This window comes from Methanocaldococcus lauensis (assembly GCF_902827225.1).
GTDB classification, from domain to species: Archaea; AGJL01; Methanococci; order Methanococcales; family Methanocaldococcaceae; genus Methanocaldococcus; species Methanocaldococcus lauensis.
The window spans coordinates 1011876-1037292 of the sequence record NZ_LR792632.1; the positions used below are offsets into that span (position 1 = coordinate 1011876).

24 protein-coding genes and 1 tRNA gene are annotated in these 25417 nt (G+C 28.8%); 13 read left to right on the plus strand and 12 right to left on the minus strand.

What is annotated here, in order from left to right; genetic code table 11:
* Positions 1-87: 87 nt before the first annotated feature.
* The 4 genes from map to mobB all read right to left on the minus strand — a co-directional run bounded on the left by map (position 88) and on the right by mobB (position 3437).
* On the minus strand, positions 88-972 hold the full coding sequence (map, locus tag KMP69_RS05505) for a type II methionyl aminopeptidase (RefSeq protein ID WP_214399464.1): 885 nt from the start codon (positions 970-972) through the stop codon (positions 88-90).
* Positions 973-996: 24 nt separating this feature from the next.
* A complete protein-coding gene (locus tag KMP69_RS05510; protein WP_214399465.1) occupies positions 997-2100 on the minus strand; it encodes an OBG GTPase family GTP-binding protein in 1104 nt (367 codons plus the stop codon).
* A 198-nt stretch (positions 2101-2298) separates the two neighbouring features.
* A complete protein-coding gene (locus KMP69_RS05515) occupies positions 2299-2571 on the minus strand; it encodes an ArsR/SmtB family transcription factor (protein WP_214399466.1) in 273 nt (90 codons plus the stop codon).
* Between the two features lie 161 nt (positions 2572-2732).
* Positions 2733-3437, minus strand: a complete 705-nt coding sequence (gene mobB, locus KMP69_RS05520) for a molybdopterin-guanine dinucleotide biosynthesis protein B (protein ID WP_214399467.1) — start codon at positions 3435-3437, stop codon at positions 2733-2735.
* Between the two features lie 98 nt (positions 3438-3535).
* Here mobB and herA point away from each other — a divergent pair, with 98 nt between their 5' ends.
* From herA to KMP69_RS05570, 10 genes are all read left to right on the plus strand, one after another.
* Positions 3536-5269, plus strand: a complete 1734-nt coding sequence (gene herA, locus KMP69_RS05525; RefSeq protein WP_214399468.1) for a DNA double-strand break repair helicase HerA — start codon at positions 3536-3538, stop codon at positions 5267-5269.
* The gene (gene mre11, locus KMP69_RS05530; protein WP_214399469.1) at positions 5259-6584 is read left to right on the plus strand and encodes a DNA double-strand break repair protein Mre11; all 1326 of its coding nucleotides are present in this window, start codon (positions 5259-5261) and stop codon (positions 6582-6584) included. The genes herA and mre11 overlap by 11 nt, the downstream gene beginning before the upstream one ends.
* A gap of 20 nt (positions 6585-6604) precedes the next feature.
* A complete protein-coding gene (gene rad50, locus KMP69_RS05535) occupies positions 6605-9259 on the plus strand; it encodes a DNA double-strand break repair ATPase Rad50 (RefSeq protein ID WP_214399470.1) in 2655 nt (884 codons plus the stop codon).
* 2 nt (positions 9260-9261) lie between these two features.
* Complete coding sequence (gene nurA / locus KMP69_RS05540; protein WP_214399471.1) at positions 9262-10605, plus strand: DNA double-strand break repair nuclease NurA; 1344 nt, start codon at positions 9262-9264, stop codon at positions 10603-10605.
* Between the two features lie 37 nt (positions 10606-10642).
* Positions 10643-11041 carry a PIN domain-containing protein gene (locus KMP69_RS05545; protein ID WP_214400766.1) on the plus strand — a complete coding sequence of 133 codons (399 nt, stop codon included), beginning with the start codon at positions 10643-10645 and terminating at the stop codon, positions 11039-11041.
* Between the two features lie 21 nt (positions 11042-11062).
* The gene (locus KMP69_RS05550; RefSeq protein ID WP_214399472.1) at positions 11063-11887 is read left to right on the plus strand and encodes a sugar phosphate isomerase/epimerase family protein; all 825 of its coding nucleotides are present in this window, start codon (positions 11063-11065) and stop codon (positions 11885-11887) included.
* A 96-nt stretch (positions 11888-11983) separates the two neighbouring features.
* Positions 11984-13192, plus strand: coding sequence for an aconitase X (locus KMP69_RS05555; protein ID WP_214399473.1), 1209 nt, complete (start codon positions 11984-11986; stop codon positions 13190-13192).
* On the plus strand, positions 13192-14115 hold the full coding sequence (cbiB, locus tag KMP69_RS05560) for an adenosylcobinamide-phosphate synthase CbiB (protein ID WP_214399474.1): 924 nt from the start codon (positions 13192-13194) through the stop codon (positions 14113-14115). Before KMP69_RS05555 ends, cbiB begins: the two co-directional genes overlap by 1 nt.
* Complete coding sequence (locus tag KMP69_RS05565; RefSeq protein ID WP_214399475.1) at positions 14112-15185, plus strand: Clp1/GlmU family protein; 1074 nt, start codon at positions 14112-14114, stop codon at positions 15183-15185. The genes cbiB and KMP69_RS05565 overlap by 4 nt, the downstream gene beginning before the upstream one ends.
* A 19-nt stretch (positions 15186-15204) precedes the next feature.
* Positions 15205-15453, plus strand: coding sequence for an RNA repair domain-containing protein (locus KMP69_RS05570; protein ID WP_214399476.1), 249 nt, complete (start codon positions 15205-15207; stop codon positions 15451-15453).
* On the opposite strand, the gene KMP69_RS05575 is transcribed toward KMP69_RS05570, so the two are convergent.
* Entirely contained in the window at positions 15442-16638 is a 1197-nt protein-coding gene (locus KMP69_RS05575) for an MFS transporter (protein WP_214399477.1), read from the minus strand. The genes KMP69_RS05570 and KMP69_RS05575 overlap by 12 nt on opposite strands.
* A gap of 89 nt (positions 16639-16727) precedes the next feature.
* Positions 16728-18548: a S16 family serine protease gene (locus KMP69_RS05580; protein ID WP_214399478.1), complete on the minus strand. Its 1821-nt coding sequence runs from the start codon at positions 18546-18548 to the stop codon at positions 16728-16730.
* 151 nt (positions 18549-18699) lie between these two features.
* On the opposite strand from KMP69_RS05580, the gene KMP69_RS05585 reads away from it, so the two are divergent.
* The 3 genes from KMP69_RS05585 to KMP69_RS05595 all read left to right on the plus strand — a co-directional run bounded on the left by KMP69_RS05585 (position 18700) and on the right by KMP69_RS05595 (position 20314).
* Positions 18700-18784, plus strand: a tRNA-Ser gene (locus KMP69_RS05585).
* A gap of 210 nt (positions 18785-18994) precedes the next feature.
* Positions 18995-19474, plus strand: coding sequence for a PUA domain-containing protein (locus KMP69_RS05590; RefSeq protein ID WP_214399479.1), 480 nt, complete (start codon positions 18995-18997; stop codon positions 19472-19474).
* Between the two features lie 36 nt (positions 19475-19510).
* Complete coding sequence (locus tag KMP69_RS05595) at positions 19511-20314, plus strand: hypothetical protein (protein WP_214399480.1); 804 nt, start codon at positions 19511-19513, stop codon at positions 20312-20314.
* Between the two features lie 11 nt (positions 20315-20325).
* On the opposite strand, the gene KMP69_RS05600 is transcribed toward KMP69_RS05595, so the two are convergent.
* From KMP69_RS05600 to KMP69_RS05625, 6 genes are all read right to left on the minus strand, one after another.
* Complete coding sequence (locus tag KMP69_RS05600) at positions 20326-21381, minus strand: NOG1 family protein (protein ID WP_214399481.1); 1056 nt, start codon at positions 21379-21381, stop codon at positions 20326-20328.
* Positions 21382-21485: 104 nt separating this feature from the next.
* Positions 21486-21878, minus strand: coding sequence for a DUF126 domain-containing protein (locus KMP69_RS05605; RefSeq protein WP_214399482.1), 393 nt, complete (start codon positions 21876-21878; stop codon positions 21486-21488).
* 13 nt (positions 21879-21891) lie between these two features.
* Positions 21892-22332, minus strand: a complete 441-nt coding sequence (pyrI, locus tag KMP69_RS05610) for an aspartate carbamoyltransferase regulatory subunit (RefSeq protein WP_214399483.1) — start codon at positions 22330-22332, stop codon at positions 21892-21894.
* A gap of 15 nt (positions 22333-22347) precedes the next feature.
* Positions 22348-23631 (minus strand): CBS domain-containing protein, encoded by a 1284-nt coding sequence (locus KMP69_RS05615; protein ID WP_214399484.1) that lies wholly within the window; start codon positions 23629-23631, stop codon positions 22348-22350.
* Between the two features lie 125 nt (positions 23632-23756).
* The gene (locus KMP69_RS05620) at positions 23757-24614 is read right to left on the minus strand and encodes a fumarate hydratase (RefSeq protein ID WP_214399485.1); all 858 of its coding nucleotides are present in this window, start codon (positions 24612-24614) and stop codon (positions 23757-23759) included.
* Positions 24615-24654: 40 nt separating this feature from the next.
* A complete protein-coding gene (locus KMP69_RS05625; RefSeq protein ID WP_214399486.1) occupies positions 24655-25308 on the minus strand; it encodes a histidinol phosphate phosphatase domain-containing protein in 654 nt (217 codons plus the stop codon).
* Positions 25309-25417: the final 109 nt, after the last annotated feature.

Here is a 25417-nt window from a genome sequence, read left to right on the forward strand (position 1 = left end):
TAAAGTTCGATAATAACTATCCACTTCGGACTTCAATTTACTCCTGTATTTAGAACAGTATATAATTTTTTAATATATAAGATGAACCTATCTTGTTGTTATAATTACATCATTTTCAGTTATTAATATTGTATGCTCCGCTTGACTAACTATGCCATTTTTTCTTTCTTTTAATATTGGATAACTATATAGGCAAGAAGATCTTACTAATGAATTTAACGCCAATCTTTCACTCTCATTTTTTATAACCCATCTTTCAGCAAATGGTAAATAAGCATAGTTTTTTGCTATAACTTCTAAGAGTTTCCTTGCTTGAGGTAATCTAATAGGTCTTTTAGCTAAAAATTTATATATATTCCCTGGCTCTCCATCTTTAACCATACCAAAGCCATTAGTAGCAAATGGCTCTATTGCCACTAAATCTCCAACATCAATAACTTTATTTGTTCTTTCATAAACATTTGGAATACTAATTCCAGTATGTAATTCATATCTATACATAACATGTCCAGATAGGTTGGATATTGGTTTAAATCCATAACTCTCAATAACTTCCTGTATTATCTTTCCCATCTCTCCAATGTTCATAGGTGGATTTATCTCCTTAATAACAGTATATAAAGCATCTTCAGAAGCCTTTACTAAATCTCTATATGAGTTTGATAAATCTACTGTTATGGCTGTATCTGCAATATATCCATCAACATGAACTCCTAAGTCCAACTTAACAACATCTTCATCTTTAAACTCCAAAGAATCATTTAATTTTGGAGTATAATGTGCGGCTATATCATTAATTGATATATTACATGGAAATGCTGGCTCTCCTCCCAATTCTTTAGTTCTATTTTCAACGAATTCTGCAACCTCTAATAACTTAACGCCAGGTTTTATTAATTTTACTGCTTCATCTCTTACTTTTGAAGCAATCTCTCCAGCTTTTATAATTTTTTCATAACCTTCAATTTCCATAATTTCATCTCTTTAATTTTTAAATTATCTCTTTATAACAATTGTTAAAATATCTTCATCTTCTAATTTGTGATCTAATCCCACTCTCTGCCCAGGATGCTTTGCTGACTTACCCCAAACTTGAGCATATCTGAAATTTCTAACAAAATCCTTATGTAGTTTTTCACAAACATCTCTTACAGTAGCCCCTCTTCTCATAATTAAAGGTTCGTCAAAGTCAGGTTTTTTTCCTTGTGGCTTTAAGTAAATCTTTATAAATCCTAACTTTTCATAAATTTTTTCTTTCAATAAATCTAAATTAATATTTTTATTTCCAGAAACTAAAACATAATCCTTTCCAAACTCTTCCAATTTCTGTTTTATGTATTTTAAATATTCCTCATCTGCTAAATCTATCTTATTGACAACTACTAATGAGGGAATATATACTCTATTTCCTGCAACAACATCTATGAACTGCTCTAATGTTATATCCTCTCTTATAACTACATCTGCGTTGTGTATTTTATACTCATTTAATATTGCCTCTATAGTGTCTTCATCTATATGAGTTAATGGAACAGTAGAACTTACATTAATTCCTCCTCTATCTTTAACTTTAATTTTAACATCTGGAGGTTTTTGATCCAATCTAATCCCTACATTGTAAAGCTCTTTTTCAATAACTGGAAGATGATCCAATGTATAAATATCAACAGTCAATAATATTAAGTCAGCACTTCTAACAGCAGATAAAACCTCAGACCCTCTACCTTTTCCTGATGAGGCTCCAACAATAATACCAGGAGCATCTAAAAGTTGAATTTTAGCCCCTTTATACTCTAAGACACCCGGAACAATAGTTAATGTTGTAAATGCATAGGCTCCAACTTCAGATTTAGCATTAGTTAATTTATTTAATAGTGTGGATTTTCCAACTGAAGGAAATCCCACAAATGCGGCAGTAGCATCACCACTCTTTTTTACAGCATATCCTTTCCCTCCTCCACCTCCCCCTCTACTTTGAGCCATCTCCCTTAATTTTGCCAATTTTGCCTTTAATCTGCCAATGTGTTTTTGTGTCGCTTTATTATAAGGAGTTCTTTTTAACTCCTCTTCTATTCTTTTAATTTCTTCTTCAATTCCCATACTCTCACCAAAAAATAGAAATATTAACTAATAATATTTAACAATAGAAATTTTAATTAAAAAATTATCTAACAAATTTTTAAAGAATTAAAAATTGGAATAAATAGTTTTTATGAGTTACATTAAATCATTGAGTATTATAGTATTTTAAATTTAAGATTTTAACAAAAAAGAGATAAAAATAAAATTAAAAGAAATTTATAATTCATCTACCAATTTAATTATCTCTTTAACTCTATCATTTACTATGTAGTAGAAGTTCCAAGTCCCTTCTTTTCTTGCTTTAACTATCCCAGCCTTCTTTAAAATATTTAAGTGGTGGGAGATTGTTGGCTGTGGCTTTTTCAACTCATTAATTATGTTGCAGACACACATGCTTCCATTGTCTGCCAACAACTTTAAAATCATTAACCTTGTTGGGTCTCCAAATGCTTTAAATATTTCTGCCGCTCTTTCATATTTTTCTTCCATTTTTTCACCTTTATTTTAAATTATATTATATTTTTGTAATTTTGGAATTAGAAATATTAATATCTTTATTAATATTGTCAAATTCATATTTTTTTATATCGATGTTTAGTTGTAATCTAACTTTACTATAATACATTGATAGTATTTAAATATTTCGGTATCTATTTTATCTTGGAGGGGTCAATAATAATCTTAATATTTTTTGGGTTTTCTACACCCTTTAACGATTCAACCATTGCTTTAATTGTTTTACCTATAATCTTAGAAACAAAAGGCACAGTTGGAATTATTTTATCATCAACTATTATTCTTACTCCATTACTTAATATACAGTCATCCCACTTTGCCTCTCCTTTTGCCAGAGCTTTAACAAATGTTTTACAGTTGTATCCACAATATCCACAGTTTAAGTTCATTGTGGGAATAATAGATTTTTCTTTAATAATTTTTAGAATCTCCTCAATGTTATAGTTATAATCTTCAATAACTTTTACTGTGTGGTCGTCTATTAACTCTGAACCTTCTTTATCTTTTATCATAACGATTTTTGGAATATTTAATCTTTTTAACTCTTCTTTAAAACCTTCAATAATAACAAAATCTAAACCATAACCTACTAACTTTGATAAAATGTCTTCTAAACTCATATTTTTAGTAAAAAAAACTGTCTTATTTTGAGTAGATAGAACTGCTATTTTAGCTCCAGATGTGAAAAATCTATATGTATCTTTACCTATCATATCAATCTCTACATCCTTATCAGTATGTTTAATAACTCCAATTTTTTCATTGGAATGTTTTAAAATATCTTCAATCAATGAAGTTTTTCCAGAATTTTTATATCCAATAATTCCAATTACTCTCATAATTTCACCCTTATAATTGATTTTGCTATAATCTTTTCATCTATTATTTGATAAAGATTTATATATATATTAGAGTAACTATATTAAAGGTGATATTTATGAATATTATTGAGGATGTTGTTGGTATAGTCAAAGGAGAGGCAACAGTTACAAATTTTAAATTTTCTGCTCATCCAGACGCTGAATTACGATTTGGAGAATTTGTTGTAGCTCAAAATAGAGAGGATGAATGGGTTATTGGCAATATTAGAAAACTTGAAAATATAAACTGGCTTCTCAGTGGAGGAAAAAGCACATATTATGCTCTTCAAATAGATTTAGAACAATATGGAGATAGTATTGAATCCAATGAAGAAATTATAGCTACTGTAAGAATTCTTGGAAAAATTAAAATTAATGGAGAAAGAGTTGAGGTTTTGCCAAATAGAGTGCCTATTCCTAATGGTAGAAAGGTTTATCGTTTAAGTGATGATATTTTAAAGGCAATATTCAATCCCGGAATTGGATATATAGAAATAGGAAATCTCCTTTTGAGAGAAAGTGTTCCAATTTATTTAAATGCTGATGAACTCGTTTCAAGACATTTTGCAGTTTTAGCTGTTACTGGGGCTGGAAAATCTAATACCGTATCTGTGATGATTAGTCAAATTGTTGAAAAACTTAGAGGGACTGTTGTAGTTCTTGACCCTCATGGAGATTATATTAAGTTAAGACTTCCAAATACCGGAAAAGAATATGTGAAAATAATTGAAGCCAAAATAAAACCAGAAGAAATGGATAGTGAAGAATTAGCTGATTTAATTGAAATTGCCAAAAATGCAACAATTCAGAGAGAGTTTTTAGCCAAGGCATGGGAAACTGTTAAACATGAAAATCCAAATGTTGGGGGAAGAGAGATTATTGAAAAACTCATGGAAAAAATAAACGATTGGATAAGGAATAAAATAGCAGAATATTGGGATGAGGGAAAGAAGAATTACTTTACTGAGGAACTCAAAGCAGAGAGAGTTGAAACTTTAAGAGGCGTAGTTCTAAGAATTAGAAGATTTCTAAGAAACTATGGATCTTTATTGACAAGTGAAGATTTAATCTCTCAGATTGAGCCGGGTAAAGCCAATGTCATTGATTTAGGTCATTTAGATGAGAGCCAAATGAAGGTTGTTGTTGGTAAGCTTTTGTATGCCATATTTGAGGCAAGGGTAGATTATGAAAAAGCAAGAAAGAAACTTGAACGAATAAAAGAAGAATTGAGAGAAAGTAGAGTAGTTAGAACTTCAAAACTTGAAAATGAAATAAAAGAACTTGAAAAAACTATGAAGGATATTAAAAGTAAGAGTAAAGCCCTTGCTGAGCCAATCCTTCTTATTGTAGAAGAGGCACATATCTTTGCTCCACAAGGAGAAAATAACGATGCTGTAAGAATTTTAAGTAGAATTGCAAGAGAAGGTAGAAAATTTGGAGTAGGATTGGGAATAGTTTCACAAAGACCAAATAAACTGAATGAAGATGTTTTAAGTCAAACAAACACGAAGATAATTTTAAGAATTGTAAATCCAAAAGATCAGGATTATGTTCTCAAAGCGAGTGAGCAACTGAGTTCTGATTTACTCTCAGATATCGCCTCTCTTGGTAAGGGTGAGGCTGTAATAGTTGGTCAAGCAATTTCTCTTCCAGCGTTGGTTAAAATACACAACTTTAAATCTATGGGTGGGGATTACGGTGGTGAAGATATAGGAGTTGTTTCAAGATGGCTCAATAGAGAGGTTGAAGAAAAAAAAGAGAAGGAAATTCAAAAAATTTATGAAGATGAGGGGATAAGTTATGACTTTTAAATTTGCTCATATTGCAGATGTTCATCTTGGATTTGAGCAATATAGATTACCTTATAGATCTGAAGAATTTAAAAATGCCTTTGAAACGGCTATAAAAAAGGCTGTTGATAAAAAAGTTGATTTTATCTTAATATCTGGGGATTTATTCCACAGGAGTAATCCAAGTCCTCAAACAATTAAAGAGGCTATAGATATATTATCAATACCTAAAGAAAATGATATTCCAGTTTTTGCTATAGAAGGAAATCACGACAGAACTCAGAAGAAGATTTCTGTTTATCATCTCCTTGAATCTTTGGGATTAATATATCTTATAGGATTCAGTGAGGAAAAAAAGGAAAATGAATATCAAATTACAGAAAATGTTAATGGAAAATTAATTGTTAAAGGCATTTTTGAGAAGGGTAATAATAGTATTGAAATTTACGGAATGAAATATATGAGTGCCGCGTGGTTTGAGAGAAATAATTTAAGTGATTACTTCAAACCAAATGGAGATGCAATATTAATGCTACATCAAGGAATAAAGGAAATTATGGACAATTTATATCTTGAAACTCAGAGAGATTACTTTGAAATAAGCCTTAAAGATTTACCAGATGAATTTCTCTATTATGCAATGGGACATATACACAAGATGTGGCAAACAAATAAAGGATATGGAATTGTTGCATATCCCGGTTCATTGCAAAGATGGGATTTTGGAGATTATGAGATAAGATATAGATGGGATGGAAATAGATTTCTGCAACAATCTGGATGTGATAAGGGCTTTTTTATAGTTGAAGACTTTAAGCCTAAATTTATAAAATTAAATGTAAGACCTTTCTATGATGTTAAGATAAAGGCAGATGAAAATGTTGTTAAAAGTGAATTAAAGAGGTTAGTAAATTATATTCCAAGTGAAGCATTTTTAAGAATTAATGTCGAATGGGAAAAACCTTTTGATGTCTCTTTCCTTCATGATATTTTTAAGGTTAAACATCTACACATAAAGACAAAGTTTGGTAAACAAAGAACAATATCTACAAAAGGAACTACTGAGAGTGAGTTCTTTACTCCTATAGAACTTAAAATAATTGAAAGAGTTGGAGAGAAGGACTTTGAAGAATTCGATGATATAATAAATCTTATTTTAGAGGAGTTAAATAAACCAATTAATATTGAAAAAGAGGAAGAAAAAACTGAAAAAAATGAAAATCTTCAAAAAACTGAATTAAAATTGGAAGAAAATATAAAAGTTCAAAAAACTGAGGAAAATATTAAAAAAATTACTCCAAATAAAAAATATACGCTTTTAGATTGGTTGAAATAATTTAAATATGGTGAGAAGAAATGAAAATAGAAAAAATCATTGTGAGGGACTTTCGTTCCCATGAATTTACTAAGGTAACTTTTACATCTGGAATAAATCTTATAATTGGACAAAATGGTTCTGGAAAAAGTTCTCTACTTGACGCTATTCTTGTTGGATTATACTGGCCCACAAGACCTAAAGACCTTAAAAAAGATAACTTCCTCCGAGTTAATGGGAAGAGTACAGAAATAACGATATTCTTCGAAAAAGATGGAGTAAAGTATCAAGTTCATAGAAACATAACAAGGAATATCGCCTTTGCTAAATACTATGATAATGGCACTTGGCACCATCTAACTGAGGCAAATCACATTTCTGTTAAAAATTGGGTAGAGAAACTAATTCCTTATGACATTTTTGTCAATGCTATTTATATAAGGCAGGGAGAAATTGATGCAATTCTTGAAAGTGATGAAAGTAGAGAAAAAGTTGTGAGAAAGGTGTTAGGGCTTGATAAATATGAAAATGCATATAAAAATCTCCTTGAAGTAAGAAAAGTGATTGAATCAAAAATTAAAGGAATTGAAGAATATTTAAATGCTATGAAAAACATAGATGATATGATTAAAGAGTATAAAAATAATTTAAATAATGTTATTAAAGAGATAGAAGAAATTTCCCCTCAAATTCCAAAAATTAGAAATGAAATTGATGCCCTTAGAAAAAAATTAGAAAAACTTGATAAAATTGCCAAAGATATTGAAAACTTAAAAGAAAAGAAATCTGAAATTGAGAAAACACTTGAAAGAATAGATACAAGGATAAAATCCCTCACTACTTCCATAGCTGAGAGAGAGTCAAAAGTTAAAGACCTTGAAGAAAAAGTTAAAGAACTTGAGAAAATTAAGGATGATGCAGAAAAGTATATAGAACTTGAAAAATTTTATAAAGAATACAGTGAAATAAAATCTAAGGCAGATAAAGAGATTAGAGGTTATGAGGGACAAATATCTCAAATTAAAGAACGACTTAATGAGTTGGAGAGAAAGGCTAATGAACTTAAAGAATTACAAGAGAAAATATCAGAAATTGATAAAGAGATTAAAGAACTGGAAGAATATGTTAAACAGTATGAGGAATATTTAAGAATTAAAAATACTATTGAATCTCTTAGAAAACGGCTTAGTTTAGATGAAGATAATCTAAAAGAACTCAAATCTGAAATTGAAAAAGCCAAATTAAGAAAAGAAGAGATTCTTAATGAAATTAGAGAAATTGAAAAGAGAAAAGGGGAGTTAGAAAATGCTATAAGAGAGAAAAGAAAAGCGATTCTTGAACTTAGAAAAGCCAAAGGTAAATGTCCAGTTTGTGGTTCTGAACTAACAGAGGAACATAGACAAGAGTTAATTAAAAAATACAATTTAGAAATAGAAAATTATGAAAAAGAATTGAAACATCTACATAATAGAGAACAAAACCTTAGAGCAGAACAAGTAAGAATTGAAAAAATTTTAAAGAAAGAGAAGATTGTTATAGCCAATGAAGAGATTCTCAATCAAATAAAAGAAAACGAAGAGAAACTTTCTAAATATAATCTTGAAGAACTTGAAAAAAAATTTAATAAATATAATAATCTTTCAACTGAGAAAAACAAACTCGAAGGTAGATTAAAGAGTATTCATGATGAATTAAGGAATAAAAATATATTAGAGGAAAGAAAAACCAATTTAGAGAGAAAAATTTATGAAATTAAAAATAATTTACAAAAATATGATGTTAAACTTAAAAATCTTGGATTTGAAAATATAGAAACTTTAAAAGATGAGATTGAGAGATTAAAATCAATTTATGAAAAATATATAAAACTCTCTGATTCAGTTAAAGAATTAATAAAAGAAAAAAATCTACTTGAAAATGAAATAAATGAATTAAATTCCCTCAAAAAGAAAAAATTTGATGTAGAAAATGAATTAAATGAGGTAAAAGAAAAGTTAGAAAATCTTGAAAATAGTTATAGCAAAGAAGAACATGAAAAAGTTAGAAGTGAATATATTGAAAAGAGGGAATCCCTTAGAGAGGCAGAAACTGAACTTAAAAATCTTGAAAAGAGGAAAGGAGAACTTACTAAAAACTTAGATAAATTGAAAAATGAGAAGAAAAATGTTGAAATTAAGAAAAAAGAACTTGAAAACTTAAAAAAAGTTAAAGAAAAAGTTCAAGAATTAAGGGAAAAAGTTAGAAAGTTTAAAAATATCCTCAAAGAAGATGCCTTGGCAAAAGTTGGAGAATATGCAAGTGAAATTTTTGAAGAACTGACAGAGGAAAAGTATTCCAATGTAACTGTAAAAGCTAAAGATAATAAAGTTGTTCTTGGAATTGTTTATGATGGAAAAGAGAGAGATTTATCCTTCCTTAGTTGTGGAGAGAGAATAGCACTTGGATTAGCATTTAGACTCGCTCTATCTTTATACCTTGCTGGAGAAATCCCATTACTAATAATGGACGAGCCAACACCATATCTTGATGATGAAAGAAGGAGAAGGCTCGTTGATATAATGGAGCGCTACCTTAAAAAAATTCCTCAAGTGATAATAGTTTCTCACGATGAGGAATTAAAAGATGCCGCAGATAAAGTAGTTAGAATTAGACTTGAGAATGGTGTCTCGAAAGTGGAAGAGGTTGAGGTGTGTTAAAAATGTATCGTCTAATTTCAAAAAATCACGCTGATAAAATTTTAAAAATGCTCACCGATGAACTTAAAGAGGTAGAAAAAATTTTAAATGAAAAAATTGATTGGAAACCTCTACCAGAAAAGAAAGAAAGTAAGGTTTATGCCATTGATGGTAGTCAAGGAAAGTCAAGGCTTAGTGGAACTATTATATATACTGTTGCATCTTATGCCTTTGGTAATGGAAAAAATGCTCGTTTTGTTTATACTAACGCTATGACATACAATCATGGAATTTCCGACCAAATTATTAGGTTGCAGATGGAAACACTTGAAAATATGCTTGGCTCTATAGTTGGAAATAATGAATATACTATATTAATGGATGGAACTCTTACAGGTTCTTTGACGAGACCTCCAGTTTATCCAGAGAGCGTTAGAGGAATAACTACCGTAATGAATGCTTTAGGTGAGAAATGTTTAAAAAAACTTATTGATGATTTTATCAATAGACTTAATTGTCACTATGAAGAACTTGAAAAAAATCTTGAAGAAAAAAGAGAAATATATGATTCTGTAATATTGGCAGATGATGTTGTAGAAGAATATTCAGAATTTTATAATGCTATGGAAGGTTATTCATATAGAGACGCTCCAATTCCAAGTAATCTTAAAAAACTGAAAGTTTCATTAGAAACTCTGATGGAATCTGCTGAAAAAGGGGAGACGATTGAAGATGTTATATATCACTATCTTTCTGAATATGGAGAAGAAAAAACACTAACTATTGAAGATGCTAAAAACACTATCCATGTAGTTTTGAGTTACCTTGAATATCTCTACTCCCTTGAAAGACTTCTCCAAAGAGAACTTATATACATTGCAAAGAGCTTCTACAGTAGGAAAATTACTTCAAAACTTGGCATCAATACAGTTGATGTTCCATTCCTTGATGCATATTTATTAAAAATTTACGGTGAAGAAATTCCGGGATACTATGTTATTTACGACCCAGAAAGAGATTATGAGAAAAAGAATATATCCCACTGCTTACCAAGGGTTTTAAGAAACTACTTTCCAACAGTTCAGGAGTTCATAGAAAAAGGAGTTCCCTCAGCATACATCAGGACGATGAAGGGGGGAGTAATATATTTACTTCAATCTAATAACATAATCAACGATGAACTAATAGGAAAACTTCTATGGCACGAAAATAGTGGTTATATAAGACCTCTTCAGAAGGCTCATGAGGGAGTAAAGATTGAACAACAGACTTTTAAGATAGAACTCGATGCCCTAATGAATTACTTAAAGAGAAAAAATAAAGAGTTGAGAGTTTTCATAAAATATGGTAGGTCTCCTTTGGAGTGATAATTTCTAAATAAAAAATAAAAGAGGGTGATTAATTATATACAAAATAGTTCCAGACACAAACTTTCTAATCTATGTTTTTAAACATAAGATTAACTTTGACTATGAAATAGAGAGGGCTATAAACTCAAAATTTGAAATTGTTATATTATCTCCAGTAAAGGAAGAGTTAGAAAAGTTATTAAATAACCCTAATTTAAAAGGTAAAGAAAGATTAGCTATAAGATTGGCTCTTAATAAAATAAAAAATTATAAAATAGTTAATACTAACTCTGAGAATTATGCAGACGAAGCTATTTTAAAGTATGCCCTACAAAATAAAAATGTTATCGTGGCTACGAATGATAAAGAACTTAAAGAGAAATTGATAGAAAATAATATCCCAGTTATGGTGGTTAGGCAGAAAAAATACTTTGAAGTTTTTGGAATGCTATAAAAAATAGTTTGGTGATTAAATATGAGATTTGGAGTTTCATCATTGGTTTTTTTACCAGAGAGTTTAACATCCTCATTGGAAAAGATTGCTGAGCACAACTTTGACGCTTGGGAGATTGTTTGCGAAGGAACTCATTATTTATCTCCAAAAAACATAAAGTATCTTATGGAGTTAAAAAACAAATATGAAGTTGATATTGTAGTTCATGCTCCTTTTGCTGACTTAAATCCAGCATCTATGAATGAAAGAGTTAGAAGATTAACTGTTGATTGTATAAGAGATGCCATTGAAGGGGCTTTTGAATTAGATTCTGAAGTTGTCGTAGTTCATCCTGGATACATTCCAGAACTTTGGAGTAACTATGTAAATGACATCTTAGATAACAACTTTTCAACTCTCTCAGAAATCGTAGAAATAGCAGAAGATTATGGAATAAAAATTGGCCTGGAAAATATGCCAAATTATAAAGGGCTCTTAGGAACTACTCCTGAGTCTTTATTAGAAATTGTTAAGGACATTGATTCAAAAAATTTAGGAATAACTTTTGATATAGGGCATGCAAATACTGTTGGAAATCCATCAGAATTCGTTGAAAAACTTCAAAACATTGGAATTGGGATAATTCATATTCATGCCCATGACAATAATGGATATGAAGATGAACATTTAAAGCTTGGAGAAGGAAATATTAACTTTATTGAAGTATTGGAAAAATTAAAAGAAATTAAGTATGATGGAATTATTACCATTGAAAATAAAAATATAAGAGACGCTGTAAAAAGTAAGGACATTTTAAAGGAATATTTAGAAATTGCTAATGAAAGATTGTTTGAAAAAATAAAATAAAGGAGTAATTTATTATTTTATTTTTTTGGTTAAATTATTTTTATTTTAATTCTAAAGTTTGGTTATTTTAACCTAAAAAAGATTTTGGTGGAATAAATGTATCTTACAAAAGAGGAGGAAAAAATTTTAGATGGAGAATATGGAGAAATTTTAAGAAAATGTATGAATTTGTTGGTTTCTTTGGGGGACATATATGGGGCTGAAAGATTAATTCCAATAAAATCTGCTCAAATTTCTGGGGTTTCATATAAAACAATAGGAGACATTGGATTAGAATTTTTAGAGGATTTTTCTAAAGAAAATGTTAAAGTTAAGGTTCATTCTACATTAAACCCGGCTGGAATGGATTTAGATATATGGAGAGAATTAGGCATAAGTGAAGAATTTGCTAAAAAACAGTTAAGAATAATAGAGGCGTTTAAAAAAATGGGTGTTGAAATTGGTTGCACTTGCACTCCTTATTTAACTGGAAACCTACCTAAATTTGGAGAACATATAAGTTGGGCTGAAAGTTCAGCTGTGAGTTTTGCAAATTCAGTTATTGGAGCACGAACAAATAGAGAAGGAGGACCTTCAGCATTAGCATCAGCAATTATTGGAAAAACGCCATACTATGGTTATCACTTAGATGAAAATAGAAAAGCAAATTATGTTATAGAGTTAGATATTCAATTAATAAAAAATATTGACAAAGAAGAGAGTTTTTATGGTGCCTTAGGTTACTTAGTTGGAAAAATTGTAAAAAATGGAGTTCCTTATTTTGAAAATTTATACAAACTAAATCCCAATAATGATGACTTAAAATCCTTAGGGGCGGCAATGGCGGCGAGTGGTGGAGTAGCATTATATCACGCTAAAAATTTGACAGCAGAGTGCAAAGTTAAAAATGTTATTGATGACAAAGTTGAAAAGATAACTATTGGAATTGATGATATAAAAGAGAGTTATGAAAAATTAAATACAACAAACGAAGAGCCTGATTTAATTTGTATTGGCTGTCCCCACTGCTCTCTAATGGAAATTAAAAAAATTGCTGAAATGTTAAAGGATAAGAAATTAAAATCTGATTTATGGGTTTGTAGCTCTCTACATATTAAAGCAATAGCAGATAGAATGGGATATACAAAGATAATTAAAAAGGCAGGAGGAAAAATAATTAAAGATACTTGTATGGTTGTCTCTCCAATAGAGGATTTAGGTTATAAAGTTGTTGCTACAAACTCTGGAAAGGCATCTGTTTATTTGCCAAGTTTTTGTAAAAGTGAGGTAATTTTTGATGATTTAAAAAATATAATAGGGAAATAATGTTAAATCCAATAATATTAATTTTAGCAGTTATTTTTGATAAAATAATTGGAGAACTTCCTGAAAAAATTCATCCAACTGTTTGGATAGGTAAATTAATATATTCCTTAGAAAAAATATTTAAATCTACAAATAGCAAAAATAGATATAAGGATTTTTTATTTGGTTTTATAATTACTTTAATAACAATATCTGTTGTTGCTATTATATCAATCTATGTAGAAAAAATTGTTTTATCTCTATATTTTCCTTTAAACTATATAGTATATGCTTTTTTACTATCAACAACTATTGGATATAAATCTTTATTCGATTTTTGTAAAAAGCCAATTTTGTATATTAAAGAGGGCAACATTGAAAAAGCAAGAGAGGCTGTTCAGCATATTGTAAGTAGGGATGCATCTAAGTTAGATAAGGAGCATATTCTCTCTGCCACTATAGAAAGTTTGTCTGAAAACATAACTGACAGTATAATTGGAGCTTTATTTTATGCAATTATTTTTGGATTGCCTGGGGCTTTTGTTTATAGAGCAATAAATACATTAGATGCTATGATAGGTTATAAAAATAAAAAATATCTATGGTATGGAAAAATTGCCGCGAGATTGGATGACATAGTAAATTTTATCCCTTCAAGAATATCTGGACTATTATTAATAATAACTGCTCCATTTTACAAAGGAAATATAAGAAAGGCAATATATGGATTTTTAAAGGAATCTAATAAGGTAAGTTCTCCAAACTCTGGCTATACAATGGCTACATTGGCTAATGCTTTAAATATAACATTAGAAAAAATAGGATATTATAAATTGGGTTCTGGAAAAATAGACATTGAAAAATCTCTAATGGCTTTTAAGGCAGTTGATTTTACAGTAATTACATTTTTAATAATTTACAGTTTAATCTGGTGGATACTATGATGAATAAATCTCTTTATCCATCAGAAGTTCCAGATGATAGATTTGAGGTTTTAAATAATCTTAAAGATAGTCAAAAGCCTATTAAAATTTTAATACTTGGAGGATTAAACAGTGGTAAAACTACTCTAACTACTTTTTTAGCTAATGAACTTTTAAATTTAAATTATAGAGTGGCTATAATTGATTGTGATATTGGACAAAAAAGTATTTTACCACCAGCAACTATAAGCTTATCATTTCCAAAAACAAATTTTAGCAATTTGTATGAACTTAAACCTTATAAAAGTTACTTTGTTGGTTCAACTACTCCAATTCAATTTTTTGGAGATATAGTTGTAGGAACTAAGTTGCTGTGTGATTATGCAGAGGATAAGGCAGATGTTGTTATAGTTGATACCACTGGATTAATAACGGGCTCTGGAGCTGATTTAAAGAGGATGAAAATAGAAATGATTAAGCCAGATATTATAATAGCTCTGCAAAAAAGAAATGAACTTAAATCTATATTAAAGCCTTTTGAAAATAAAATTAGAATTTTTTACTTAAAAGTTTATGAAAATGCAAAATCATTTAGTAGGGAAGAGAGGAAAGAAATTAGAGCAGAAAAATGGAAAGAATACTTTAAAACTTCAAAAATTTATAATATTGGTTTTAATGATGTAATTATTAGTGGAAGTAGGATATTTCAAGGAGAGAAGATTTTGAAGGATGAAAAATACCTATTAGAATCTCTTTTTAAATGGAAAATACTCTATGGAGTTAAATGTGAGGGAAGATATACAATAGTAAAAAGAGATTTGGCAAATATGGTAAGACAGATTGATAAAAACATTCTATACTACATTGAGCCTGAAAGATTTAACAACTTAATAGTTGGATTAATTGATGAAGAGGGCTTTTGCATTGGATTGGGTATATTAAAAAATATAAATTTTGAGAATGAAACATTAGAGATACTATCCCCCATTAATGAAGATGAAATTAAAAATCTTAAAGAAATAAGGTTTGGAAGAATAAAAGTTAATGAAAATGGAGAAGAACTTGGTTTATTAGATAGAGATTTAATATAATACTTATAGATGTGGAATTATGCTCAAGGAAATATTAAATAAACTCTTTTGGCATCCAAATTATAAGGATAACATAGATAATTTTGAGATTGTTATAATCCATAGAGGAGGTAAAGATAATAAAAAAGTAATTCCATTAAGTGAGGTTAAAATTAAAGGAAATTATTTGTATTTGATATATGAAGATACTTACATTCCACTACATAGAATATTAGAGATTAGAAACAAAAAGACTGGTGAAATTTTGTATAAGAAATTAGGTTTTTAAAAATAACAACAACAAACCTGAAAATATTGCTAAGAAACTTCCATATAAAAATGTTATTTCTGGATTTATTTTCCATAGATAGCCAGCTATCAAACTTGCAGGTAAGCTCGTTAATCCTACTACAGTATAAAACAATCCTAAAGCAGTGGCTCTAATATCTTCTGACGATAAATCAGATACATAAGCTTTCTGATTTCCAGCAAATGAGGCATAGGCAATTCCATATAAAGCAAACAACAATATTAAGCTTTTTTGAGAAATAAAGTAAGCAAATCCTAATGAGGTAATTCCATAAAGTATATATCCTAAGGTTAAAACACTTTTTCTTCCAATTTTATCTGATAAAATTCCAAATGGAATTGAAAATGTGGCATAAAAGATGTTATATAAAATATAAAGAGCTATAGGAATTACAACAGCCATCTTTTCATCCACTATCATTAAAAATTCCTGAGCTCTCAAAATATAAAACATATAGCTAAAATTACTTAGAGTAAATATGGCTGAGATTAGAATAAATAGCTTTAACTCTTTTGACAAGTTTTTAATTCCAACTCTAAATCTTATTTTGTTATTATTAGAAACAATCTTTTTTTCTTTAACAAAATATAAAGGAATAATAGAAAAAAATCCAATAACTGCTGCTATTAAAATTATCTGATTAAACTTATATTGAAAAAACAATATAAACAATAGCGAAATAGTAGAGCCTAATATTGCCCCAGCAGTATCAAAAGCTCTCTGTATTCCAAAACCTTTACCCAAAGTTTTAGGCATACTTTCAGATATTATTGCATCTCTTGGAGCAGTTCTTATTCCTTTTCCCATTCTTTCAAGGGATGAAAATATAATTGCCTTTAACCAGCTTTTTGATAAACCTAAGAGGAGTTTAAATATTGAGGATGTTAAGTAACCTAAAATGACAAAAATCTTTCTTTTTCTTATTTTATCTGAATAATAACCAACTAAAACCATCAAAATATTTGAGATAAGCTCCCTCAATCCTCCAACTAAGCCAATTGATAAACTACCTCCTCCTAAACTTGTAATAAGCATTGGTAAAATTGGCATTATCATCTCACTACTCATATCATTCAAAAAGCTTGTAAATCCTAACAAATAGACATTTTTAGATAATTCCTTAGTATTCTTTTGTAAATTTTGTTTTTCCACATTTCTCACCATAAAATAATGATGAAAAAGTTAAATAAAATTTTTTCAGTTTATATTCTTAATTATAAAATTAAAAAATAGTAATTTTTGTGAGAGTCTTATTAAGTAGAAACTTTTTTTGCAATATATCCTCCTACAAACCCTATTAATCCTCCAACTATTGCAGATATGATAATGGCAATATTATTATTTTCTTTTGTAGATTCTTCAGCATTAACAATGTTCTCATTTGTATTAATTATGTTAATTTCATTATCAAAACTCTCTTTGATTCCTTTATTATCTTTATTCAACTCTTTTACTATATCTATATCCATTTGAGCATAGTAAGAGCTATATTTATAGTACATAATCTTTAATAAACTATCATTTAAACTATTAGCATATTCATAATAACCAAGGGCTGATATTGGATTTATTCCTATAGTTTCAGCCATATTTATTTTATTCTTTGAAAAACTGTCTAAGTAATTTAAATAATCTTTATCCTCAAATATAACCAATGGAATCTCTGCCTCTACACATGTATCTATACTTTTAGCAATTGTTAATACATAATCTCCTTCATTGTATGCTTTTTTAGCAGATTCTAAATCATCTAAAACGTCGTCACTTACTAAATTTGGATATAATGTCTCAACATATGTTGTAATTGTCTCAGCATTATCTAAATATTGCTGAGCCAAAGATTTTAGAGAGGATTCATTTATTATTTTATTGTTGCTATCATTACAATTAATTTCACATAGTGTAACCCACCAAATTGCACTTTCTCCTCTCAATTTTGCAAAACTACCATATTTTATTGCATCTTCATAGTTTCCTAAGTAGTAAGATTTCCATGCCTTATCTAATAAACTCTCAGCCTCAGATATTCTAACCCTTCCAGATAAAATTTCTTCAAAGTTATTTAAAGTTAAATTTTTTGAATAAACTACTTTTTTATCATAATCTATTTGATTCTGAACATTGTTAAGATATGTTTTAATATCTTCTTCTCCTGTAAGATATTTTATTGTATGGTCGATTGTTTCTAATTTAATTAGTGCGTTAAATGCTGAACATGTTGCAGAATAATATTTTTCATCCATATATTCATCGTTTGCCTTATCTAATAATTTTTTAGCTTCTTTTAATTCAGATGATAGTTTATTTTGATAATTGTAACCAAAATATTCGTTATTTAATTCATTGGAGATATTATCATATTTCTCATTTGCTGTTTTTAATATCTTATCACATAAATCTTTCATTATTTTTTGATATTTTTCTTCAATAATTGGATTTTCAGGATATTTCTTCATAGTAATCTTTTTATTTGTAAAGTATGGAAGTGCTTCATAAATACTTCCAACCTCTATAACTTTAACTCCTAACTTTTCTCCAAATTTAACAGCGTCTATTTTCATATTATTTTCAGTAACATATCTTTGCCCTTTTGGGATTAACATAATTGTACAGTTTGCCTTTTTAGCGGCTTCTATTTTTTCTAATATTCCTCCTACTGGACCAATACTTCCATCTGGGTTTATAGTCCCAGTCATCATAACATTGTGGTTAATGCTCCAATTCATTAATGCACAGATAATTCCAATAGTCATTGTTGCTCCTGCTGATGGTCCTCCAACTACTGGAACATCACTTCTTACAGTAATATAGACATTATATTTATTCATATCCTTTCCAGTAATCTCTCCAGCAACTTTTGCCGCAATTCTTGCTGAACCTTGCATATCTAACTGTGTTAATGGTAAAGTATCCATAAAAACATGTCCATTTCCTTTACTCACATTTATTTGTATACTTATAGGGACCCCTTCTGGACCCATATCAGTTAAAGAAACTGCTGGAGCCTTTATAATTACAGCAAAAGTAGTATTTAATAATATAAATAAGAATAGCAATGTTAGTAGTTTTTTCATAATTTCACCTAAGTCCAATTATTTTAAAATTATTTTTAAAGACACTATTGAGTTATATTATTATATATTATTTTTCCTACATTCCACATTATGATTTCAAAACGAAAAATATATATATGTCTTATACCCAAATACTGTTTGCTTTCTTAGTGCGGGGGTGGCCCAGCCTGGTACGGCGCGGGACTGCTAATCCCGTTGGGCATCGCCCAGCCCGGGTTCAAATCCCGGCCCCCGCGTCATGCTTTTTCTCTTTTATTTGGGATTATTTGCTTAAGTCCTACAATATTTTACTCTCCTTTTATGTAATATCTCAATGAATCTTTGAAAGGACTATATTTTGATATTTTTGATATAGTAGATATTATATAGTTATAAGATTTTAAATATGGGTATATATAAATATTTCTATAAATTAAATTATGTAAAATTAAGCAAAATGTGAAACTATGAAATTTAGAAAATTAAAAAAAAGAGAAATTGATTTGATAAAAGAGGAGTTATGTAGTTATACTGAAAAAAGTTACGCTAATAATTTCAAATATGAAAATTTAGTTGTTTTAGAGGGATATTGGTTAACTGTTTGCTACACCAATGAAGAAACAATAAAAAATTTAAATAAGTTTGAGGAGATATTTTCAGTAGGAAATATATTTGGTGAAATTAAAAGAAAATTTAGATTATCTTTAGAGGGCTTTACATTAATATCTCCCTATATAATAAATAACTATGCAGTTGTAAATAAAAGAGGTGAAACATTATTTTTATATGGAAGAGATATATTTAAAGAGTCAATTATAGAGGTTAAGGGCTCTGGGAGAATAGTTGTCTTTAATGAAAATAAAGAAGTTTTAGGTATAGGATTTTTAGAAAATAATATTATTAAAAATATAAAAGATAAAGGATGGTATTTAAGAGAAGGAGGATAATTTATAGATACCATATAACTAATTTAGGTGAAATTAATGAAGTCTAAGGAATTAGCTCAAAAAATTTTATATGATATTTACAAAAATTTAGATGAATTTTCAAAGGACATAATTAGAGGAGATCTTGCTGAAATTGAATTTAAAGGATTTTACATAAAAGGAAAAAATGGGGAGAAAGTTTATATTAGAAATTTAGAAGATTTTAAAAACTTGGAAGATTTTGAAGTAGAAATGAGAAAGTATAAATTAAAAAGTATTAATTTAAAAAACTTAGACGATGGTTTAATGATTATTAATTTATCTTCGAGAGTTAGTAAAAACTACAAATTTGAAGGGAATAATTACTCAATAGTTTATCCTTCAAATAACAACACAACAATAGAACTTAAAGAGAGAATGTTAAAATGGATGGAGTTAAATGATGAAGAATTAGATGAAAAGATTATTGAATTTGATACTAAAATTAACAATATACTTGAAGATTTATTGGAAAATATAAACATAAAAGAAGAAATATCAGTTTATGTAGATGTGTTTATGGATATAAATAAAATAGAGAACTTTGTAGAAAAATATGATGATGACAAAATAATAATTTGGATACATCCTGTATTTTTATTCTCAAATGATGATGTTTTAAGAGGACTTTTGGCTTATGAACTTTCAAAATTTAAAAGTAAAGTGTTAGAGATAGGATATAGAGATGTTATAAAATACTGTAAGGAGTTGAAAAAATTAACTAACAAAAAGCCAAAGATTCTCGAAAAAATCAAAAATATTGCTAACAAATATGGAGACACAGATTCATTAAACTTAATTAACGAAATTGAAAATGAATAAAAAATAAAAAATTAGTTGTTATTCTCATTCGCCAACTCTTTTATATTTTCTCTATTGGTAAATAAAAGTTTTTTAAAGAAATATTCTTTTAACTCCTCCAAACCAATTCCTTTATCAGCAGATATTTTAAATATTTTCTCCACTCCTATTTCTTTTAACTTTTCCTCTATATTTTTAATTTTTCCTTCATCCTCAACTAAATCAATTTTATTTATTGCTACAACAATAGGAACCTTAAATAATTCTTTTATCTCTTTTAATAAATTTAATTGCTCTTCAATTGTATAGCCGCAAAACTCACTTGCATCTATAATAAACAAAATTAAATTTGCTAAATAGTTTAATGCCAATATTGCCTGCAACTCTATATCATTTCTTTCATATAATGGACGATCTAACAATCCAGGAGTATCTACAATCTGAATATCTTCCATATATCCCATATTTATTCCTTTAGTTGTAAATGGATAGTTGTTTATTTCAACATCCGCCCCTGTCAATTTTTTTAACAATGTGGATTTTCCAACATTTGGATAGCCAGCGATTACAACAGTTGGAAGATTTTTGAATGTCGGTAAATTTTTCAATTTTTCTCTTGCAACTGCCACAAAAGCCATTTCTGGGTGAATTTGATTTAATATTGACTTTACTCTCCCAACGAATTCTTTTCTTAATTTTCCTGCCTGTTGTGGAGTTCTTGCTTTTCTAATCTTTTTAGCATACTCATTACCTAATTTTCTAACTAATTCAGATGCCCACTTAAATGCACCCAATGACTTTTTAAATTCATCTACTCCTACTAAAACTTCAACCATTTCCTGATAAAATTTAGGTAGTTTTCTTACTGGGGGAGTTTTATCTATAACTTTTTGTAAATTGTCTGCCACAACTGACGCAATAGTTCTCACTTTATGCTCCTCTACATATCTCGCCTTTAACAACCAAGGTAATTCTTTTTTTCTCATTTCATTGGCTACTTTTTCTCCCCTTCTTAATGCCTTAGCCATTAATTCATCAGGCATCAATATAGTAGGCATTTTTTTAAAAGGATTTTCTTCTTTACTCATAGATTTCACCACATTTTAGTTTAAAATTTTAAAAATTCAAAAAATTTAATATAAATTATATCAAAATCATTAAAAACTAAAACAACAAACCTAATAAAAATAAATTACTCTTTGTTTAAAATTTTTACAACTCCTCTATTTCCATCAACTATTATTATATCTCCTGTTTTTATTTTTTCTATATCTACTTTATCAACCAATGGAATTCCTCCTAAAATAGCACCTGTGGCTACAATAGGCTCACATTCTTTATTAACTATCCCTTTTAAAATTCCTCTTTTTGCCAAACCATATATAACATAAGAACCAACAGTGCTTCCTTTCCCATAAGGAAATACAAAAATTTTTCCTTTCAATGATTGTCCATATATGTCGCTATCTTTATCTATAACATTTCCCTCCTTATCAACTCCTCCCAAAAAAGAGAAGGGTTTGTTTGAGACAATTGCAATTCCCTTAACAACTCCTTTTGATATACTTCTACCTTTTAATTCCATAAAAATCCCTAATTTATTCAAAAACTATTTTATTTAAAACTTTTTCACAATAGTAACATCTAATTTTTAATGGATTTTTATTTTCAATTATAAATTTTCCTTTAATATTTTCTTTATTTGTTATACAGTTTGGATTTGTACATTTTAGTGTTCCCTCTATATTGTCAGGTATTTGTGGTTTAAGTTTCTTAACAACATTTCCATTTCTTATGATATTTATAGTTACATCAGGAGAAATTAAAGATATTTTATCAACATCCTTCTTTTTTAATTCAATTCCTTCAATTTTTAGAATATCTTTTTTACCCTTCTTTTTTGAAGGAACATTTATTGCTATCATTACAGAGGTTTCATTAGGAATGTTTAAAATTTTATATACCATTAACGCTTTTCCTGCATCTATGTGATCAATTACAGTTCCATTTCTAATTTTTTTTACTTTGAGTTCACTCAAAAGATCACCAAGGTGTTATTTTTCTTCATTTTGTTCTATATTTTCATTTTCTTTGGTATATTCTTCGGGAACATATTCTTCATATAGTTGCTCTTTAATTTCTCTTCCTATATGTTTTGGATGATATTTATCAAAATCAGCCTCCAACTGTCTTAACACTGAGTCTAATGATTCCTTTAATATATCTATAAATTCCCATCTTTCGTGCTCTGAAATATATGCGATATCTTCTCCTTCTGCTTCTAATTTATTAGGTAATGAAGCTTTTGGTCTACCTTCTCCAACATACAACTTATTTGGAGTTTTTACATATGTTGTAATTCTATAATATGGAACTCCTCCCTTATCTCTATCTTTTTTAATATTTATCTTTATCCAGTGAATTTTTCCTGCCTGTTTAACCATCTTTTTGACTTCTGTTGCAATAATTCTTTCTGCAAGATCTTTAACTTCTGGATCTAACATTCCATGAATTTCTACTTCAATCATTGCCCCTTTCTTCAAATCAGCTATATACTTTATAATGTCTAACCTTGTAACAATTCCCTTTAAAGACTTACCTTTTACAACAGGAACTCCCCTAATATCATACTCTTGCATAACTCTTGCCGCATCTGCTGCACTTGCATCTACATCAACAGTTATTAATGGGGTATTCATAATTAACTTAACTGGCTGTCCCATTCTTGGAACTTTTTCTCCTTTTACTTCTCCATAAGTCATTCTTCTTTTTGGTTTGTAAATCTTTTTGATAATATCTACCTCAGTAACCATTCCAACAGGATTTCCTTCATCATCAACAACTACCAACCTACCAATGTTATTATCTCTCATTAATGCTCTTGCCTTACCAATAGAATCATTTTCATTGATTGTTATTACATTTCTCGTCATTATCTTTGTAATTTTAGTATCTTTCATTATCTTTGATCTTGCGGCTCTTGCCATAATGTCATAGTCAGTAATTATCCCTACTAATTTTCCTTCATCATTTACTATTGGTGCTGCTCTTTGCCCACTTTCAAGCATTTCACATACAGCGTCTAAAACAGGAGTATCTTCGTGTATGTAGTGTGGCTTATACATTAATGTTCTAACTTCTTCCTGAACTGATGATGCTAATAACAAATCTCTTATACTTATTAAATAGTATTCCTCTTTATCATCTTTCTTATCAACTACAATTAAATGGTGAAAGCCATTCTCTTCCATTATACCTATTGCTTTTGATATTGGAGTTTCAGGAGTTACTGTAACTACATCTCTTGTCATTATTTCCTTTACTGGCTCTGTAAACATTTATCCCACCTTATGTGACTGTCTTTTCCAATGTTTTTCTATTTACTTACAATTTAAATTAAGATAATTAGCATTTATAAAACTATCTATCAGAGGCTATAATTTATATAAGTTCCCATACCTAATTAAATGGTTATTTCATCTATTTTTACTTTTTTATATGCTTTTCTATCCGCCCAGCATTGAATGCAAATTCCTACTGGTAATGAGGCAGTATGACATCCAGATATTTCAATAAATACATCTAAGGCAGTTATTTTGCCTCCCAAACCCATAGCCCCAATACCCAATTTATTTATATCTTCTAAAAGTTCCTTTTCCAATTTTGCTATATTTTCATCTTTATGTCTCTCTCCTATATTTCTTAACAATGCTTTTTTAGCTAATTTTAACGCTACATCAGATGTTCCTCCAATACCTATACCAACAACTATTGGAGGGCATGGCTTTCCTCCAGCATTTGCAACAGTTTCAAGGACAAATTTCTTTATTCCTTTAATTCCCTCTGAAGGAGTAAGCATCTTTAAAGCACTCATATTTTCGCTACCAGCACCTTTTGGGAAAACAGTTATTTCTATCTCCCTATCTAAGTTTTTATCAAACTCAATATTTATAAATGGAGCATTTAAACCAACATTAGTGCCAAAATTTTCTCTCGTCAATGGATGAACTACATTAGGTCTTAATGGAATTTCCTTTGTTGCTCTTTCTACTCCTTTTTTAATTTCTTCAATAATTTTCATAATTTCTGATGAATTTATGTTTTTCCCAATTTTTAAAAATATTATTGGAACACCAGTATCTTGACATAGTGGAATCTCTTTTTCCTCTGCAATTTTGTTGTTTTCTATGATTGCTTTTAAAATGTTTTTTGATATGCCTTCTTCTTTATTATAGGCATCTTCAATAGCTTTTTTAACATCATCTGGAAGATATATAACAGCCTCCTTAAACAATTCAACAACAATATCAGAGATTTTCATTCTTTCACCTAATTTTGAGTTTTTTATTTTTTTGCTTATATTAAATTCTCTTCAATAACTCTTTTGGATAATGTAATAAAGTATTTTCCAATTCTTTATGTGTTAATCCTGCTCCTAAACCAACTTTTTTTGCAAACTCAACATCAATTAAATCATCTGGTGAATGTGCATCAGTATTTATTAAAGTTTTTAATCCAAATTCTCTTGCAATATTGGCAACAAAACCATTTGTTATATTATGCCCTCTTCTTGAAGTAATTTCAACAAATATATCATTTCCTTTTAAATTTTCAGCAGTTTCTTTATCAATAAATCCTGGATGAGCTAAGATATCAACATCTTCAGATATTGATGCATAATAATTAGTTTTTTCTTCAACCGGCTCAACTACTGTCTCTCCATGAACAACAACAATCTCAGCCCCCAAATCTTTAGCTTTTTTTGCCAACTTTGGAATAGATTTTGGAGGAATGTGAGTTAGCTCTACACCAACAATAACTATAATATCCCAGTATTTTTTTAATTCTTCTTTTGTAATAGTAGTTTTTTCAATTAATTCCTTATAGTTGCTAAAATCAGCGTGGTCAGTTATTGCTATTGCCTTATGCTTTAAAACCATAGCCCTTCTAACCAATTCAGAAGGAATTAATTCTCCATCGCTAAATACAGTATGTGTATGAAAATCATACCTCATCTTATCACCAATTGTTTGATATAGAATTTAGATTAAATATCTTTATTAAGATTTTTCAACATAATCTGGCTTAATTATATTAATATTTTTTAATTGATAATTAGTCCTA